Annotated in this window: 12 protein-coding genes, 3 tRNA genes and 2 rRNA genes; 3 read left to right on the plus strand and 14 right to left on the minus strand. The window is 39.2% G+C overall.

The window, feature by feature from the left end:
* Positions 1-122: 122 nt before the first annotated feature.
* The 9 genes from GYM74_RS10525 to znuA all read right to left on the minus strand — a co-directional run bounded on the left by GYM74_RS10525 (position 123) and on the right by znuA (position 11,602).
* A complete protein-coding gene (locus GYM74_RS10525; protein ID WP_220218170.1) occupies positions 123-2,240 on the minus strand; it encodes a TonB-dependent siderophore receptor in 2,118 nt (705 codons plus the stop codon).
* A 351-nt stretch (positions 2,241-2,591) separates the two neighbouring features.
* Positions 2,592-2,667, minus strand: a tRNA-Lys gene (locus GYM74_RS10530).
* Between the two features lie 134 nt (positions 2,668-2,801).
* The gene (ybgF, locus tag GYM74_RS10535; protein ID WP_220218171.1) at positions 2,802-3,536 is read right to left on the minus strand and encodes a tol-pal system protein YbgF; all 735 of its coding nucleotides are present in this window, start codon (positions 3,534-3,536) and stop codon (positions 2,802-2,804) included.
* Between the two features lie 62 nt (positions 3,537-3,598).
* Positions 3,599-4,081, minus strand: coding sequence for a peptidoglycan-associated lipoprotein Pal (pal, locus tag GYM74_RS10540; RefSeq protein WP_220218172.1), 483 nt, complete (start codon positions 4,079-4,081; stop codon positions 3,599-3,601).
* A gap of 159 nt (positions 4,082-4,240) precedes the next feature.
* Positions 4,241-5,548 carry a Tol-Pal system beta propeller repeat protein TolB gene (gene tolB, locus GYM74_RS10545; RefSeq protein WP_366518745.1) on the minus strand — a complete coding sequence of 436 codons (1,308 nt, stop codon included), beginning with the start codon at positions 5,546-5,548 and terminating at the stop codon, positions 4,241-4,243.
* Positions 5,549-5,983: 435 nt separating this feature from the next.
* On the minus strand, positions 5,984-6,793 hold the full coding sequence (gene mutM, locus GYM74_RS10550; protein WP_220218174.1) for a bifunctional DNA-formamidopyrimidine glycosylase/DNA-(apurinic or apyrimidinic site) lyase: 810 nt from the start codon (positions 6,791-6,793) through the stop codon (positions 5,984-5,986).
* Positions 6,794-6,803: 10 nt separating this feature from the next.
* A complete protein-coding gene (gene mrcB / locus GYM74_RS10555; RefSeq protein WP_220218175.1) occupies positions 6,804-9,131 on the minus strand; it encodes a bifunctional glycosyl transferase/transpeptidase in 2,328 nt (775 codons plus the stop codon).
* Positions 9,132-9,252: 121 nt separating this feature from the next.
* The gene (gene mepM, locus GYM74_RS10560) at positions 9,253-10,614 is read right to left on the minus strand and encodes a murein DD-endopeptidase MepM (protein WP_220218176.1); all 1,362 of its coding nucleotides are present in this window, start codon (positions 10,612-10,614) and stop codon (positions 9,253-9,255) included.
* A gap of 28 nt (positions 10,615-10,642) precedes the next feature.
* Entirely contained in the window at positions 10,643-11,602 is a 960-nt protein-coding gene (znuA, locus tag GYM74_RS10565; RefSeq protein WP_220218177.1) for a zinc ABC transporter substrate-binding protein ZnuA, read from the minus strand.
* A gap of 94 nt (positions 11,603-11,696) precedes the next feature.
* Here znuA and znuC point away from each other — a divergent pair, with 94 nt between their 5' ends.
* The 3 genes from znuC to GYM74_RS10580 all read left to right on the plus strand — a co-directional run bounded on the left by znuC (position 11,697) and on the right by GYM74_RS10580 (position 14,929).
* Positions 11,697-12,479 carry a zinc ABC transporter ATP-binding protein ZnuC gene (znuC, locus tag GYM74_RS10570; RefSeq protein ID WP_220218178.1) on the plus strand — a complete coding sequence of 261 codons (783 nt, stop codon included), beginning with the start codon at positions 11,697-11,699 and terminating at the stop codon, positions 12,477-12,479.
* Positions 12,472-13,275 (plus strand): zinc ABC transporter permease subunit ZnuB, encoded by an 804-nt coding sequence (znuB, locus tag GYM74_RS10575; RefSeq protein WP_220218179.1) that lies wholly within the window; start codon positions 12,472-12,474, stop codon positions 13,273-13,275. Before znuC ends, znuB begins: the two co-directional genes overlap by 8 nt.
* A gap of 130 nt (positions 13,276-13,405) precedes the next feature.
* Positions 13,406-14,929, plus strand: a complete 1,524-nt coding sequence (locus GYM74_RS10580; protein WP_220218180.1) for a YifB family Mg chelatase-like AAA ATPase — start codon at positions 13,406-13,408, stop codon at positions 14,927-14,929.
* Between the two features lie 4 nt (positions 14,930-14,933).
* Here the strand turns inward: GYM74_RS10580 and GYM74_RS10585 are convergent, their stop codons facing one another.
* From GYM74_RS10585 to GYM74_RS10605, 5 genes are all read right to left on the minus strand, one after another.
* Positions 14,934-15,272 carry a DUF413 domain-containing protein gene (locus tag GYM74_RS10585; protein ID WP_220218181.1) on the minus strand — a complete coding sequence of 113 codons (339 nt, stop codon included), beginning with the start codon at positions 15,270-15,272 and terminating at the stop codon, positions 14,934-14,936.
* 134 nt (positions 15,273-15,406) lie between these two features.
* A tRNA-Trp gene (locus tag GYM74_RS10590) sits at positions 15,407-15,482 on the minus strand.
* Between the two features lie 9 nt (positions 15,483-15,491).
* A tRNA-Asp gene (locus GYM74_RS10595) sits at positions 15,492-15,568 on the minus strand.
* Between the two features lie 34 nt (positions 15,569-15,602).
* Positions 15,603-15,718, minus strand: a 5S ribosomal RNA gene (gene rrf, locus GYM74_RS10600).
* Positions 15,719-15,869: 151 nt separating this feature from the next.
* A 23S ribosomal RNA gene (locus GYM74_RS10605) occupies positions 15,870-18,768 on the minus strand.
* Between the last annotated feature and the right edge of the window lie 201 nt (positions 18,769-18,969).

An 18,969-nucleotide genomic window follows, 5' to 3' on the forward strand; every position in this document is an offset into this window, starting at 1 on the left:
TCGGCAATAATCTTCTTAAAGAGGGAAGCACTTCCCTCTTTGTTTATATTAATTGTTTGAAACGTCATGGGTAGTTTAAAGCAATTTAATCTTTAGATAATCACCTTAAGACTTTTTAGGTGTTATAGCTTGTAACTGGCTGTCAGCAAAAAGGCTCTTGGTGTGCCGGGCATGCTATTTGAGCGCCAATACTTTTTACCGAATAAATTAGTCACAGCTAGCGTAATATCGTACGATTTGCTTTGATAACCGATAGCACCATTCCATAAGCCATATCCTGCTCGCTTATAGAGATTTTTGTCATCGTTATACATTGAGCCTTTATAATTAAACTCCAGCTCGGTAAACCAATTTTCGGCAGGTAAGTATCGAACGTTGACATAACCGCTCTGTTTGGCTGTATTGGATAAATATTTGCCTTTATTAGCCGGGTTTTTGTTATCTTTATGCACTTTCGCCTGCTGATAGCCTATACCGCTATTGATATACCATGATGAGCTGAGTTGACCAATTAGGCTAAACTCCACACCTTGGCTTCGATCGCTACCTCTAACCTGCCAATTATAAGGATCGTTGACTGCATCAGGTTGATAGCGCACATTGTAAAGTTCAAGATCATAAAGGGCGATTTGAGATGAGAGCTTATCACCTAACCAATCGCTTTTAATGCCAATTTCATATTGGCGTGAATATTGGGGTTTATCATCATAAACCGTTTTGGGGTCAGTAGAGAGGGTAATTAATCCACGTCCACCATACGGCGAAAAGTTTTTACTGTAAGAGGCGTAAAGGCTTTGTGATTCGATTGGTTGCCAAATCAAACCAACTCTTGGGCTTAATGAATGACCGCTATAGGAGCGACGTTGATGTTTTAGTTCATCATTGGAGGCAAATTCATAATTATCATAACGCAATCCGGCAAGTAACTTCCACTGGGTTGTAAAGCTGATTAAATCTTGCCAATACAGCCCTTTAGAAGTCGCTTTATGATTCGTTTTTGTATTCAATTTACTGTAATGTGACTTTTTTGAGTACCAGTGAGGATGAAATGGATCGACCACTTCCGGATAAGCACTGGTTAAAGCAAGCCTGGGTTGGCGTTTTTCAATGTTGTATTCAATCCCAACTAACATTTCATGCTCAATACTAGCGGTGTTAAACTTGCCCATTAAATCAAGCGTATTACTATAGGTTATGTTAGCCGTTTCTTGCCATGCTCGTCGAAATTGTAATTTACCGGGATAGTTGCAGGCTTTACCATTACTCAATTGACCATTTACCGAACAATAACTCCCACCATAAATATGGTCAAAATTTTGTGAAGCTTTGCGGTATTGATTGGTTAATTTAAGCGACCAATCATAATTTAATTCAAACCCCATGACTGAACGTAATGAACGATAATTATCTTTCACATAATCATCCGGGTGCGCATAAGCAGTTTTTATCGATACGCCTTTCGGTAAATCATAATATGCCGGTGCTCTATCCGGACGGCGCCATAAATTATCATGGGTATATTGCACTAACCAACTAAACCCGTCGAGATTATCATACAGTATACTTGGCGATACCATGGTATCTCGTTGCTTAATGCCTTTACGGAAACTATGGTCAGTTTGATGATCGATAGTCATCCGTATTGCCAATTTGTCGGTTAACACCTGATTGATATCAACCATACCGCCGTATTTATCCCATGAACCACCACGCAAACTCAATGTGGTGGGAGAATCGAAATTAGCTTGTTTACTAATCATATTCACAATACCGCCACCCGATCCACGCCCATAAAGCACAGAGGCTGGACCTTTTAATATTTCTACACGTTCAATATTGGCAGTACTTTGTCTGACCTGACCACTGGCTCGTACACCGTCACGATAAATATCACCCGAACTTGCCGAAAATCCCCTAATTTTTATACCTTCATCACGCATATCATAAGTGGTATCAACACCGGGCAATTTATTGACCAGTACACTTAAATCGTTTTGCCCATAAATTTTTTCTTGTTCAAGGTTAATACCGTTTATTGTTTGAGGAATATCTTTGATATCAAGAGGCATTTTGGTTGCGGTTGCTGATTTTTTTAGCCGTTGATCATGACTATCGGTAATGGTGGCAACAACTTTCATTGTTTCAATCTTAGCTTCATCTTCCTGTTGGTCTTGTGCAGTTGCGATAAAAGAGGCTGTACCTAATACCCCTAATACGGTTAATTGATTAACTAATTTCATTGTTTATCCTATCATCGATTGTTATAAGTGATTTCATTCACAACTTGATTCGCAATTAATGATAATGATTATTATTTGCATTGCAACTTATTTTATATTTTTTAACCAATTCACTATGCAGTGTTACGTTTAATTTATTAATATAAAATGTTATTTTGACATGGCTGTGGTGAATACAAAAATGCGGTAAGTTTTATAAGAGATCATTAACCAGCAAAGAATTTAGCATTGGTTTATATGACAGGCCAGCAAGCGATATACCATTCGTTTTAAATAAAATGACAAGAGAACTCGCTTTATCACAATAATTTTTATCGTTGCTTGATAATGTAAAATATTGAAGGAGGAAAGTGGTGGGTCGTGAGCGATTCGAACGCTCGACAAACGGATTAAAAGTCCGCTGCTCTACCGACTGAGCTAACAACCCATTTTTGAATAGAATTACTGACGTCTTATTGATTAAGGCTTCAAGCAATTTCGGGTTGCTATAATACTTATAATTATCAAGCTTCGCAACCCTTTTATTACTATTTTTGTTTAATAGCTGGTTATTTATACACTTTATTTCAACGAAGCGAGTTTCTTTCTCGCTAAATCAGCGATATTTTTATCTTTAGCGTATTTACTAACGACTTGTTGAAAAACAGCTTTTGCATTTTTCTTATCACCTTTATCAAGTAAAATTAACCCTACTTTATAAAGGCTATCAGCAGCTTTAGCTGAAGTTGGAAAATCTTTTACTACAGTTGCATAGTAAAATGATGCATTATCTTTGTTACCTTGTTTATAGTTAAGCTGCCCGAGCCAATAATTGGCATTAGCTCGGTAATTAGACTTTGGGTAAGCTTTTAAAAACCTTTCAAATGCAATAATGGTGTCATTAGTTTGTTGGCTATCATTAACAAATTTAACGATAAAATTGTAATCTGTTTTATCATTCCCTGAAGTTGTCCAACCTACAACACCTGAAGCATCATTGGGAATAGCACTTGAAGTTGGTTCGCCATCATTGGACTGTGAAGAGGTATTGTCACCAGAAGAGAATCCGGAACCATTTGTCATTTGCTGTAAAATCATTTTCTGACGTTCTATGGTCTGATTCAGTTGATGTCTGGTCTCTTCTAATTGACCGCGAAGCATATCGACATCAGCCTGTAAATCACTTATTTTTTGTTGATTCTGTATAAGTAATTGACCTTGTGCTTGAACTGTTCTATCGATATCTGAGCTACCTGCAGCACAACCATAACCTGCAAATGAAAGAAATAAGAACAACGTGAATATTCTTTTATACATATTATATCAACTCGGTGTGAACTTAAGAAAAACGGCTGAAAATCAGCCGTTATATAGTGGTATTAATAAGCTTGGTATACAATTACAGCACGACGGTTTTTAGCATAAGCTGCTTCGTTGTGACCTAACACTGCTGGTTCTTGTTTACCATATGATCTAACGGTGATTTGAGAATCAGAAACACCATTACCTTGTAAGTATGCTTTAACAGCATTAGCACGACGCTCACCTAATGCGATATTGTATTCTGGTGTACCACGCTCATCGGCATGACCTTGGATTTGTACAGAAACTTGAGGCCAAGTACGTAAGAATACTGAATGCGCATTTAATAATGTTGTATAATCAGGTTTAACATCATAACGATCGTAATCGAAATATACTGTGTTAACTTGTTGTAATTTTTGAAGTTGCTCTAAAGCTTGTTGTGTTAAAGTAGCGTTAGCATTACCACCATTTTTGTTGCTGCTATTAGATGAACATGCAGTTACAGCGATTAATGGTAAAGCAATCGCAGCTACTTTAAGAAATTTAGAAAATTGCATTGTATTAACTCCTTTGTGTTTGAATAAATTGTTACTTATTATTTTTTAATTCTAACCAACTTCAAAGTAATCGATGTTACTAACTAGAAAGATTAGAGCTATATATTATAACGACCTTAAGCTTTACACAATTTTAATCATTATAATATTGAATAAATTTTAACCGTTCTCTAATAAATAAGGTGACCATGCTGGGAATGTTACTTGCCCGTCAGTTGCCGGTAGTTTTGCTTTAAAGTTACCATCGGTCGAAACAAGATTCAAAATTGTCCCTAAACCTTCAGATGAACTATATATAATCATCGTACCATTTGGCGCTATACTTGGTGTTTCATCCAAATAAGTATCAGTTAATCGTTGATAAGTACTGGTTGCGAAATCATACCTAGTAATATGTTGCTCACCATTATTGGTTGAAATCAAAGCGAGAAACGAACCGTCCGGCGCTACACGTGCATTTTGATTTTGGGTATTTTCCCAAGTTAAACGTTGCGATTCACCGGTATTGATATTAATTGTATAAAGCTGTGGACGACCGGCCTGATCAGAAGTATAAACGATTGTTTGATTATCTGGCATCCAAGATGGCTCAGTATTATTACTACGGCCTGATGTGATACGCGTGATTTTCTTCGATCTTAAATCCATTACATATAAATTCAAGCTACCGTCTTTAGATAACACCAATGCTAATTTGCTGCCATCCGGTGAAAATGCCGGTGCGCCATTGTGTCGTGGGAACGAAGCGAGAGTTTCAACCGATCCACTACCTAGTGTTTTTAATACTAAAGAAGTGCGATTATTTTCAAATGTTACATAAGCTAACTTTTTACCGTCCGGTGACCATGTAGGTGACATGAGGGGATCTTTTGAACGATGTACCGTGACTTGATCATATCCATCATAATCTGATACCCGTAATTCATGTTTGAATTGACCTTTAGTTGTTTTCACTACATAGGCGATTCGAGTTCTAAAGGCACCTTTGATACCGGTTAACGATTCAAAGATCTCATCACTAGCAGTGTGAGCGGCATAACGAAGCCAGCGTTTTTCAATAGAAAACTCATTGCCAGCTAAAACTTCACCAGGACGATTGACGGTATCAATTAATTGGTAGTTAATTTTATACTTGCCCGATGCATCAGGTTGAATCGAACCAACGACAACGGCTGTAATACCAATATTACGCCAAAGCGCTGGATTAACTTCTGAGGCAGTAGTTGGTCTTTGAGGCATTGAAGCAACATCAATTGGGTTAAATTTACCACTATTACGCAAGTCAGAAGCAATAATATCATTGATAACTTGTGGAGGTTCTCCACTTCCTATCCATGTAAAGGGAACAACAGCGATTGGTTTTGCAGAACTTATACCATCAGTTATAACAATCCTTACTTCTGCATTAGACATCACTGTATAAAATAAAACAAAACAAGTTATCAAAAAGCGAGAAGCAAATTTGATCATCTTAAATTCCTTAATAAAAACGAAATACATTGATTTAATAAATTAAAAACGCAATTAAATGTAACATCAAATTGTTAAAAAAATTAACATATCGCATTCATTATTAGCTGTTATTACCCTTTATCATATATAAATATTTTTTCAGCGAGAAAGATAGCCGATATTGAGTAACAAGTCTAGAGTATTTAAAACAAAAAATTACGATATGTTTACAGTTTTTTGTGGTACTAACTTTTAACAGTCTAGAATTTGATATTATTATTTTAATTTATTTGCTTATACTAATCTGATTTAAGTCAGGTTTAAAGTGTTTAAGAAGATATTTTTTTAAAAATCTGTAATAAAAAATAGAAACTTATAAAAAAATTAATTGAAGCTATGAAGAAAATTGATCGGTATTGCTTAATATAATAAAAATAGACATCACAAATATTACTTTTGGCAAGTTTCGCAATAAAAGGTATTACGCTGTCCTATACGCTTTGATTTTATTTCAGTTTTACAGTTTAAGCACGCTTGTCCTGAGCGCCCATAAACTTGTAGTTCTTGAGCAAAGTAACCCGGTTTACCGTCAGATTTTAGAAAATCTTTTAACGTCGTACCGCCTTGCTCTATAGACTGATTCAAAACCTGTTTAATTGCCACAACTAATCTTTCAAATTCTGCCCGTTTTAAGGTATTCACTTTTCGATTTGGATTAATGTGTGCCATAAATAGTGACTCAGAAGCATAAATATTGCCAACGCCAACAACGATATGGTTATCCATTATAAAGTTTTTGATTGGCACTTGGCGATTTTTGGCTTTGTCTAATAAATAGTTAGCACAAAATTCATCACCTAATGGCTCGGGTCCTAAATGTTTTAACTGAGTCACATCATCGATAGATTCAGCCCAAAGCCATGAGCCAAAGCGACGTGGATCAGTATAGCGCAAAATTACGCCATTATCTAATACCAAATCGACATGATCATGTTTTTGGACAGTTTGTTGATTTTGCAAAATACGTAAGCTACCTGACATTCCTAAGTGAATCACTATCCAGTTATGCGTTAACTTTAATAGCAGATACTTTGCTCGCCGTTGCACATCTAAAATAACTTGCCCATGCGCACCACTTATTGCCTCATCGATAGGCCACCGCAATTTGGGCTGCCTAACAATGATTTGTTTGATAGTTTGCCCTTTTAAGTAAGGTAATATACCTCGTCGGCTTGTTTCAACTTCTGGTAATTCAGGCATAATATTCCACTTAGTTGTTAAACATATCCGTTACCCACGATGGCGCTTGTTGTGTCGGCGTCAATTCATTATTGGCTGAACATAAGCTTTGCGGGTTGGTTGTCCATACCGGTAAAGTACGTCCTCCACTGCTACCGTCGCATTGCCATTGACCATTACTGTCGATAGGCATGGTAAAGATATTTTGAGGTAACGGTTGCAGCAATTTTTTCGGTGGATTGTTTTGTAAGTATTCACTATATATTTTTAGTGCACCCGTCGCACCGGTTAATTTCATTGGTGTATGATCATCAAGCCCAATCCAAATGACCGCAACATTTTTGCCGTCAATCCCGGTAAACCAGCTATCACGTGAATCATTACTTGTGCCGGTTTTAGCCGCTAAATTAAATGAGCCATATTTAGCTTTTAATGATCGAGATGTTCCCGATGCGACCACTTGTTGCATAGCATAAGTTGTTAGATAAGCCGACTGTTGAGATACCGCTTGAATTTGTTGTGGGTAGCTTTGATAAACAAGTTCGCCTTTATCAGTCAATACATATCTTAAAATTGTTAATGGTGAGCGCTTACCATTATTTGCGATAGTTTGGAACATTTGCGCTGTTTCAAGTGGTGTTAATTCCAATGCACCAAGTAATCTTGACGGTAAATTAGGGATCCTGTCAGACGGTACGCCCAATGATTGAAGTGTATTTTTGGTCGCATCAAGTCCTAATGCCATACCGAGATTGACCGTTGGTACATTAAGAGAAAGTGCTAAAGCATCAACCAACATCACTCGATCTCGGAATTTACGGTCGTAGTTTTTAGGTTGCCAGTAAGAACCATTATCGAGCTTAATTGATAACGGGCTATCATCAAGCCAAGTGTTAAGTTGATAATGGTCGGGTTGCCCAAGCGCTGTTAAATAGGTTGACGGTTTTGCCAATGAGCCTATTGCTCGTCTTGTTAACCAAGCACGGTTGTAACCAGGATAACGAGGCTCAGCACTACCAATAATAGACCGAATTTCACCGGTTTCACGGCTGACAATCACCATAGCTGTTTGTAAATCTTTGCTGGTCGATTTACGTAATGTTTCAATCTGATTGGTGACCGCTTGTTCAGCTGAAGCTTGTGCCACTGGATCGAAGGTGGTGAAAATTTTCATTCCGGAGAGATGATCTGCTTTATCCCCTAACTGTTTTCGCAGTTCACTTCGAACAACTTGCATAAAGGCAGGTTGTGGAGAAATCACCCCGCCTTTAGGTAACACCGAAAGTGGGCGCTGACTTAATAGATTGTATAGCTCTTCATCGATAATACCTTGTTGCTGAGCCAGTTTTAACACCACATTACGGCGTTCGGTAACTTGTTGTGGTTGAGTCCAAGGATTATATACCGATGCTCCTTTGACCATACCCACTAATACCGCTTGCTGATCTAAAGTTAATTCATTAACCGGACGACCAAAATAGTAAAGACTGGCTAACGGAAATCCGTGAATTTCCTCAGCACCGGCTTGACCAAAATAGACTTCGTTAAGATAGAGTTCTAAAATACGCTCTTTGCTATAACGCGCATCTAAAATTAACGCCATATAAGCTTCACGTAATTTACGACTTAAACTCCTTTCATTGCTCAAAAACAGATTTTTAACTGTCTGTTGGGTTAAGGTACTACCACCTTCGGTGCGACCGGTGGTTAAATTCACATAAATAGCCCGACCAATGGAGTATAGACTTATACCATGATGCTCATAAAAACGCTTATCTTCGGTGGCAATGAGTGTTTGTAACAACGAATCGGGAAACTGTTTTAATGGCACAAATAGCCGTTGCTCACCATTAGGCGAATGCATCATGGTGATTAATTTAGGATCGATTTTGAGTAAACCAAAATCTCGTCCGGTATCTAAATTTGTGATGCGGTCGATGCGGTTATCATAAAAGGTAATTCTAACGCGAAAAGCTTGCTCTTCACCGTCAGGGAACATGAATGGTCGGCGATAAATTTCTACCGCATCATTAGATACAATGAATTCACCGGGACGGGTTGCTTTACTATCTTGCTGACGATATTGTGCGCCATTAAGCATGGTCACAACATCACTTAAACTGTAATCGCTATCCGGTTCAAGGTCGATAATTTGCCCATATACTGCCGCAGGTAATTCCCAAACATTACCTTCAATACGCTCTTTAATTTGTTGATCAAGATAGATGCCGTAAATGACAGTTACGGCCATAAAAATCAAAAAAAGTTTGAAGATTAATGACCAAAATCGACGCCATAAAGATCTCTTTTTATTTTTTGATTTTTTCTTAGCTGATTTTTTTTGGGTTGATTTATTCAAACTACACCTAACAATTACACTGTATAAAATTAGCTTATAATAACACAGTTTTTTAGCCAGATATCTGCAAACTTTTTGTAAAAAAGTGGTGCGCCCACACTATATTATCTATAAGCCAAAGTTAAAACGTTAGTTGCGATTGGATCTGTTTCACTTTTGCTAAGAACGCTTTTTTAGATTTACCGGTTAAACCTTCATTGATCGGTAAACTTGCCGTTAATGGGTTAACAGGTTTGTTGTTAATATGCAGTTCAAAGTGTAAATGAGGGCCGGTTGAACGCCCGGTATTACCAGATAGACCAATTTTATCACCCTGCTTCACTTGTTGCCCTTGTTTCACCAAAATTTTATCTAAATGCATGTAAGTTGTCATATATTGGCGACCATGTCGAATAGCCACATAGTTACCAGCTGAGCCGCTATATTTAGCGATAACAACTTCACCATTTCCCACAGATAAAACAGGAGTGCCCCTTGATACGGCAAAATCGACACCATTATGAGGTGTGACAACTTTGGTTACAGGATGTAAACGTCGCGGATTAAAGCCGGAAGATACCCGAGCTTGTTTGGCTAGCGGATAACGGAAAAAGCTTTGTGATAAACTTGCACCATTGACATCATAGTATTTGCCGTCGTCAGCTAAAATAGCATAATAATCTTTAGTGCCATTTTTGAATCTAACGCCCAGCAGCTGACTTTTGGATAAGCGATCACCGTGCTTTTCACGAGTTAAGACAACTGAGAATTTATCGCCAATTTGCAGTTTGCGAAAATCCAATCGCCATTGTAATGCACGAGTGATAATACCAATTTCATTACTGGTTAAGCCACTTTTACGCGCATCAGCCACAAAACTGGATTTGATGACCCCGGTTATAACTTTATTTTCTTGTGAAACGTTTTCTGCTGTCTCGGACGTTTCAACGAATTTATCACCTGATTTCTCATAAACTCGGATGTTATTGCTGGAAATTGCCCATGTCAGATTTTGTAAATTATGATTATCATCCGTTGTCCAACTGATTTGCTGCCCTATTCTTAAATTGGCCAGTTGTTTATATTTATTGGTCAGCAAAAATACATCTTTTTTGCTAACATTATAACGTAACAAAATCGCATGTAAGGTATCACCACGAGAAATCGTATATTGAACAGTATTATTATCTTTGCCATCAATAATTTCATCAATTTCATCTGGAGCTATCTGATCTTCCGGTTCATCTGAGGACTCAGTTACATTGTCAGAGTTTGATTGAGCTTCGGCAATTTCAACTCGCCCTTCACCAACATCTATCGTAGATTTATCAGTAACGGTTGTTTGTGCCTGAGAATTTAAAGGAACATAAACAGTACGTCCAAAATTTAATGGGCGCCATAATAGGATGAATAAGATAATAATAACCAGAGATCCTAATATTGAAAAATAAGGAATTTTAAATTTATTCTTTTCAATATTAAGTGATTTAATCTGCCGTACCAAAATTAACCTTAACTATTTATCATCTAAATTATTTATCATTCAAACAATCCAACAGTTGCTCAGTTAATTTTAATAAAAATTGTGAATAAGCATCTTTTGTTACAGCAATGCCTGTTCCTAATGGATTTAATTCTCCAATTCGTACATCAGTTCCATTCACTAACTTTTCAATAACTGCAGGGCTAAACTGTGGTTCTTTAAATATACATACTGCTTGGTGTTCTTTTAACTCCTGTTGAATTGCATACAATTTTTGAACACCAGGCTGGACTGCTGGATTTATAGTAAAACTTCCTAGATTCTTTAATCCGAACTGTGATTCAAAATACCCATAAGCATCATGAAACACAAAATATCCTCTATTTTGTACGTTAATTACTTTTTTTGCAATGATTTGTTCTGTATCTGCCAGTTTTGTTGTGAATTTGTTTAGATTTTCATCAATTAATACTTTTTTATTGGGATATAACTTAATAAGTTGGTCATGAATGGTTTGTGCAATCACTCTAGCTATCTTTGGCGATAACCAAATATGTTCATCATACTCGCCACGATGATGATGTTCTGACAGGTCGTCTTCTGCATGATCGTGATCATGGTCATGCTCTTCATGACTGGTACGTAATAACGGTTTAATTTGTGCAATATCCATAAGTTCAATTTGTTTTTGCTTATCGATATTTTTTAATACGGTAGGCATAAATGTTTCCATATCTTCGCCAACCCAGATAATTAATTGCGCATTTTTAATTTTTAGCAGATCTGAAGGCTTTAATGAATAAGTATGCGGGGAAACACCGTCGGGCAATAAAATTTCGGTATCAGTGACATTCCAAGCGATGGCTTCTGTGATAAACCCGATAGGTTTAACAGATGATATAATTTTAGCTTGAGCGTAAGTGGTCATTGCGCCAATAGCAAAGCTAAAACCAACGATCACAAAGTAATTTGCTAATTGTTTTATGTTTTTATTGATATAATTTTTCACATCATTATCCCATATTTATAAAATATGATAGAATAGATTCCCATAATTGTTATAATATAACATAACATTTAGATCAGCAAGGGCTATCAATAATATGACTCAATTAATCAAGCTTGATAATGTGTCGGTCGAAATAAACCACCAAAAGATATTATATGATGTTTCATTATCGATTAGTCTTAATCAAATCATTACGGTACTTGGCCCAAATGGTGCAGGTAAATCAACCCTTGTTAAAGTGATCTTGGGGTTAATGGATCAGACTTCCGGTACCATTGAACGCTTGCCTAATTTAACCATTGGCTATGTTCCTCAATCAATTAACTTAAATCCAACTTTACCCATTACCGTTGAGCGTTTTATGCGCTTAAATAAACAATTAAGCAAAAACGACATTGTAGAGACTTTATCTTTGGTCAAAGCTGAATACTTAATTAAGCGCTCAATGCATCAGTTATCGGGTGGTGAACTTCAGCGGGTTTTGCTTGCGCAAGCATTAGCAAAACGGCCTAAACTGTTAATTCTTGATGAACCAACTCAAGGGGTCGATGTTAATGGGCAAGTTTTGTTATATGATCTTATTGCTGATGCTAAAAATGTATTTAATTGCGGTATTCTAATGGTTTCTCATGATCTGCATTTGGTTATGGCTAAAACCGATGAGGTAATTTGTTTAAATCATCATATTTGCTGCTCCGGAACGCCAGCTATTGTCTCTAACGATCCTGAGTTTATATCCTTATTCGGTCAACATGGCGCATCACAAATTGCTTTATATAAACATCATCACAATCATCAACACGATTGCTGTAAACAACCTGTTGAACAGACTAAACAGATAAAGTTACCTGATTTTGGAAGGAAAAATAATGATTGAGTTACTGCTCCCGTCTTTATTAGCTGGTTTGTGTTTAAGCTGTGTAACTGGCCCATTAGGAACCTTTGTTGTTTGGCGAAGGATGTCCTATTTTGGTGACACATTATCGCATGCAGCTTTACTTGGTGTAGCGTTTGGATTCTTGCTGAATATCAATCTTTTTTATGCCATTATTTTTGTTACGCTGATTTTAGCTTTAGGGCTAATGTGGTTGGAATCACAAAAACAACTACCGATTGATACCCTACTCGGCATTTTGGCGCATAGTGCATTATCACTAGGTTTGGTGGTCATTAGTTTAATGGATAGTATCCGTATCGATTTAATGGGCTATCTATTTGGTGATCTATTAGCTGTCACCATGTTCGATGTATACCAAATCTTAATTTGTGTTTTATTTATTGGTTTAATGCTGTTGTGGCGTTGGAATCATTTTCTATACATAACAGTCAGTGAAGAGTTAGCCTTTACTCAAGGTATCAATATACAATTTACTAAACTGCTGTTAACACTATTACTGGCTTTGACGATCGGCATAGCAATGAAATTTGTCGGGGCTTTAATTATCACTTCATTATTAATCATTCCCGCTGCCACCGCAAAATATTATGCTAAAACGCCTGAAGCAATGGCGCTTATTGCGATTATTATCGGTATGCTTTCCGTTATAGGTGGCTTAGTTTTTTCGCTTATTTATGACACACCGACAGGCCCTTCAGTGGTATTGAGTGGTACTTGTTTATTTTTTATTTCGTTATTTTTAGCTAAGTTTTTATTAAGTGAAAAAAAACAATAAAAATAACCAATAAATAAGAAAAAACAAAACATTTTTTGCGAGCAAAGTCGCATTTATCATTAAGTTGAACTTAATATTTATCTAAACACGATAAATTAAAGAAAGTTTTTTATACTTAATGGTGCAAATTATGTCTCTTGCGATTGTCTCAACCCGTGCTTCTATCGGAATACAAGCACCGCAAATCAATGTCGAAGTACACATTAGTAATGGATTGCCTGGTTTTGTACTAGTAGGGCTACCTGAAGCAACGGTGAAAGAAGCAAAAGATCGGGTTAGGAGCGCCATTATCAATAGCGGCTTCACATTTCCGGCAAAGAAAATCACCGTTAACCTCTCACCCGCTGATCTTCCTAAAGAAGGAAGTCGTTTTGATTTACCTATAGCTATCGCTATTTTAGCTGCTACAGAGCAAATTCCGGTAGATAATCTGGCACAGTATGAGTTCTTAGGTGAGTTAGCGCTTTCGGGCGATATAAGAGCGGTTAAAGGCGCAATTCCGGCGGCAATAGCATCAAAGAAAAATCATCGTGTTTTAATTATTTCAGCTGAAAATCAATCTGAATTATCTTTGATTCACCATAACAATACATTAATCACCACTAATTTATTACAACTATGCCAATATTTATATAATGAAATCAATTTGCCCATGGTTGAATATCGTGATCATAACGATAATGGAAATCAAGTAGAAAAATTAGAAGACATTGTCGGTCAGGAACATGCTAAAAGAGCGTTGGAAATTGCCGCTGCTGGTGGTCATAATCTATTATTAATTGGTCCTCCCGGAACAGGTAAAACAATGTTAGCAACACGTTTAACTTCGCTTTTACCGCCGCTATCAGACGATGAAGCGTTACAAAGCGCTGCAATAACGAGCCTTGTAAGTCCTAATGGCTCGATAAAAAATTGGCGTCAAAGACCGTTTAGAGCGCCTCATCATAGCGCATCAACCGCAGCTTTAGTCGGTGGTGGCTCAATACCTAAACCGGGGGAAATTTCATTAGCACATAATGGCGTACTATTTTTAGATGAACTACCGGAATTTAATCGTAAAGTGCTTGATGCCTTAAGGGAACCGATTGAATCGGGCGAAATAGTGATTTCAAGAGCCAATGCGAAAATAAAATTTCCTGCCAAATTTCAACTTATTGCCGCTATGAATCCAAGCCCAACCGGTCATTATCAAGGTACGCATAATAGAACAACGCCTCAACAAACTATGCGTTATTTAAATCGGCTATCGGGGCCATTTTTAGATAGGTTTGATATCTCTATCGAAGTGCCATTATTACCTAAAGGGACACTTAGTCAGAAAAATATCGCAGTTGAATCAACACAGAGCGTAAAACAGCGAGTATTTAAAGCAAGAGAAATACAATTAGGAAGGAATAACAAGCTTAATAGTCAGCTAAGCGTAAATGAGATAAAACATTATTGTCTGTTATCGGATGAGAATAACGAGTATTTGGAACAAGCTTTGATTAAATTAGGTCTTTCAGCACGAGCATGGCACCGAATTTTGAAAGTCTCACGTACTATTGCGGATTTAGATTCATCAGTCAATATAGAACGACAACATATTTCAGAAGCATTAAGTTATCGTTCTATGGATAGGTTATTAATTCAATTACATAAAAACATTGGGTAATCAATTAGTCGTCGCTATCGACAAAATCATCGTTCACATCAACTTGAGGTTTCCCGCCTGATAGTGTGTGAAAACGTTTTGGTTTGTTGATACGAGAAAGGTATTTTAACCATGTTTTTTCAAAATCAGTAGATGCGTCTTTTTTGCCTTTGCAAACCGCAACAAAAGACTTTTCTTCAGCTGTAACAGGTTTTTTAGTTTCTGCATCCAGATCTCTAAAAGCACATCCATATTTCTCTAAAATCTGCGCTTCTTTAATCGTAAAATCACCGTGACGGGAAAATCCTCTCGGATAATTCTTATTATCAAAAAAGCGTTGTTGACTTATAAAACTTTCAGCCATGTTATATCCTCTAGATTGTAAAAGTAGTTGGGCGGGAATTATAATTGACTAAGTAAATCTGTAAACAAAATTCTTTTATTTGCTAAGATAAAAATGAACGAACGACTAAAATTAAGACAAAGCTATCATATTTATGGCAGGGGCGGAGAGTCTCGAACTCCCAACACCCGGTTTTGGAGACCGGTGCTCTACCAATTGAACTACGCCCCTAAATAAAGGTGGCGGAACGGACGGGGCTCGAACCCGCGACCCCCTGCGTGACAGGCAGGTATTCTAACCAACTGAACTACCGCTCCACCGTATTTGGTATGTATATATATAAAATTAAAAGTCTGGCGGCACCCTACTCTCACATGGGTAATACCCACACTACCATCGGCACTACGGCGTTTCACTTCTGAGTTCGGCATGGGGTCAGGTGGGACCACCGCGCTATTACCGCCAGACATATTCTGTCTTCTCTTTCTTCAACTGATGCGCATTATCGCATGTCTGCATCAATCGCTCAATCCGGAACAAACTGTTTTATCAATCTTTCATCACCTTTCGATGATTTCTTACTCTCAACTTGCGTAACCCAAAACAACTCCGAGTTGTAAGGTTAAGACTCTCGGTTCATTAGTATCAGTTAGCTCAATGTATCACTACACTTACACACCTGACCTATCTACGTCTTAGTCTCAAACGGACCTTACTGAATCTCTTCAGGGAAAACTCATCTCGAGGCTAGTTTCGTGCTTAGATGCTTTCAGCACTTATCTATTCCGCACGTAGCTACCGGGCAATGCAATTGGCATCACAACCCGAACACCAGCGGTGCGTTCACTTCGGTCCTCTCGTACTAGAAGCAAACCCTCTCAATTTTCCTACGCCCATGGCAGATAGGGACCGAACTGTCTCACGACGTTCTAAACCCAGCTCGCGTACCACTTTAAACGGCGAACAGCCGTACCCTTGGGACCTACTTCAGCCCCAGGATGTGATGAGCCGACATCGAGGTGCCAAACACCGCCGTCGATATGAACTCTTGGGCGGTATCAGCCTGTTATCCCCGGAGTACCTTTTATCCGTTGAGCGATGGCCCTTCCATTCAGAACCACCGGATCACTATGACCTACTTTCGTACCTGCTCGAGCCGTCACTCTCGCAGTCAAGCTAGCTTTTGCCATTGCACTAACCTCCTGATGTCCGACCAGGATTAGCTAACCTTCGTGCTCCTCCGTTACTCTTTGGGAGGAGACCGCCCCAGTCAAACTACCCACCAGACAGTGTCCCTTACCTCGATTCAGAAGTACAGGTTAGAACATCAAACATTAAAGGGTGGTATTTCAAGGTTGACTCCACACACACTGGCGTGCATGCTTCATAGTCTCCCACCTATCCTACACATTAAGGCTCAATGTTCACTGTCAAGCTATAGTAAAGGTTCACGGGGTCTTTCCGTCTTGCCACGGGTACACCGCATCTTCACGGCAATTTCAATTTCACTGAGTCTCGGGTGGAGACAGCCTGGCCATCATTACGCCATTCGTGCAGGTCGGAACTTACCCGACAAGGAATTTCGCTACCTTAGGACCGTTATAGTTACGGCCGCCGTTTACTGGGGCTTCGATCAAGAGCTTCTGCTTACGCATAACCCCATCAATTAACCTTCCAGCACCGGGCAGGCGTCACACCGTATACGTCCACTTTCGTGTTTGCACAGTGCTGTGTTTTTATTAAACAGTTGCAGCCAGCTGGTATCTTCGACTGATTTCACCTACATCCGCGCGGGATTTCAATTACCGTCAGCGTGCCTTCTCCCGAAGTTACGGCACCATTTTGCCTAGTTCCTTCACCCGAGTTCTCTCAAGCGCCTGAGTATTCTCTACCTGACCACCTGTGTCGGTTTCGGGTACGATTAACTGTAACCTGAAGCTTAGAGGATTTTCCTGGAAGCAGGGCATCAATTACTTCACTACCTTAGTAGCTCGTCATCACGCCTCAGGGTCTTAGTGACCGGATTTGCCTAATCACACCCCTACACGCTTAACCCACCATCCAATAGGTGGTAAACCTAGCCTTCTTCGTCCCCCCATCGCAGTTACAGCCAGTACGGGAATATTAACCCGTTTCCCATCAGATACGCCCTTCGGCCTCTCCTTAGGGGTCGACTCACCCTGCCCCGATTAACGTTGGACAGGAACCCTTGGTCTTCCGGCGAGCGGGCTTTTCACCCGCTTTATCGTTACTTATGTCAGCATTCGCACTTCTGATACCTCCAGCATGCCTCACAACACACCTTCTACGGCTTACAGAACGCTCCCCTACCCAATACACTTTCGTGCACTGCCGCAGCTTCGGTGCATAGTTTTAGCCCCGTTACATCTTCCGCGCAGGCCGACTCGACTAGTGAGCTATTACGCTTTCTTTAAATGATGGCTGCTTCTAAGCCAACATCCTAGCTGTCTAAGCCTTCCCACTTCGTTTCCCACTTAACTATGACTTCGGGACCTTAGCTGGCGGTCTGGGTTGTTTCCCTCTTCACGACGAACGTTAGCACCCGCCGTGTGTCTCCCATGATTAAACTTGTCAGTATTCGGAGTTTGCATCGGGTTGGTAAGCCGGGATGGCCCCCTAGCCGAAACAGTGCTCTACCCCCAACAGTTACTCATGAGGCGCTACCTAAATAGCTTTCGGGGAGAACCAGCTATCTCCCGGTTTGATTGGCCTTTCACCCCCAGCCACAGGTCATCCGCTAATTTTTCAACATTAGTCGGTTCGGTCCTCCAGTTAGTGTTAACCAACCTTCAACCTGCCCATGGCTAGATCACCGGGTTTCGGGTCCATACCCTGCAACTTTTCGCACAGTTAATACTCGGTTTCCCTTCGGCTCCCCTATTCGGTTAACCTTGCTACAGAATATAAGTCGCTGACCCATTATACAAAAGGTACGCAGTCACACATACCCAACGGTACATGCTCCCACTGATTGTACGTACACGGTTTCAGGGTCTATTTCACTCCCCTCCCGGGGTTCTTTTCGCCTTTCCCTCACGGTACTGGTTCACTATCGGTCAATCAGGAGTATTTAGCCTTGGAGGATGGTCCCCCCATCTTCAGACAGGATATCACGTGTCCCGCCCTACTCTATAAGCTTCCACATAATGCATTTTCATGTACGGGACTTTCACCCTCTGTCGTGCGACTTTCCAGACGCTTCCACTAATACACTATGCTACCCGCTTGGGCTCCTCCCATTTCGCTCGCCGCTACTTTGGGAATCTCGGTTGATTTCTTTTCCTCGGGGTACTTAGATGTTTCAGTTCTCCCGGTTCGCCTCATCTGACTATGTATTCATCAGATGATAGTGCAGTCGCCTGCACTGGGTTTCCCCATTCGGACATCAACGGTTATAGCGCCTTTTATCGGCTTACCGTCGCTTTTCGCAGATTAACACGTCCTTCATCGCCTCTGATTGCCTAGGCATCCACCGTGTACGCTTAATTTCTTAACCTTACAACTCACAGTTGTCTTGGTTTCAATTACGCTTTTTTCTCTTTTCTACTTCTTCACATTCATACTTTCATATCAATGCCTTCCGTAAAAACGAGAACTCGTTTCTTTCAGCTTGTTCCTAATTGTTAAAGAGCTTTATCTTTCTATTTACTCTTAAAAGTAAATACAAACATAATTTTTTCCGAAAAAATAATCTCAT

The organism is Gilliamella sp. ESL0405 (assembly GCF_019469205.1).
Taxonomy (GTDB): Bacteria; Pseudomonadota; Gammaproteobacteria; order Enterobacterales; family Orbaceae; genus Gilliamella.

Coding starts and splice junctions, on each gene's coding strand:
- znuB (WP_220218179.1), top strand. CDS start 12,472: ATGATTGAGTTACTGCTCCCGTCTTTATTAGCTGGTTTGTGTTTAAGC.
- GYM74_RS10525 (WP_220218170.1), bottom strand. CDS start 2,240: ATGAAATTAGTTAATCAATTAACCGTATTAGGGGTATTAGGTACAGCC.
- mutM (WP_220218174.1), bottom strand. CDS start 6,793: ATGCCTGAATTACCAGAAGTTGAAACAAGCCGACGAGGTATATTACCT.
- GYM74_RS10585 (WP_220218181.1), bottom strand. CDS start 15,272: ATGGCTGAAAGTTTTATAAGTCAACAACGCTTTTTTGATAATAAGAAT.
- GYM74_RS10580 (WP_220218180.1), top strand. CDS start 13,406: ATGTCTCTTGCGATTGTCTCAACCCGTGCTTCTATCGGAATACAAGCA.
- ybgF (WP_220218171.1), bottom strand. CDS start 3,536: ATGTATAAAAGAATATTCACGTTGTTCTTATTTCTTTCATTTGCAGGT.
- znuC (WP_220218178.1), top strand. CDS start 11,697: ATGACTCAATTAATCAAGCTTGATAATGTGTCGGTCGAAATAAACCAC.
- pal (WP_220218172.1), bottom strand. CDS start 4,081: ATGCAATTTTCTAAATTTCTTAAAGTAGCTGCGATTGCTTTACCATTA.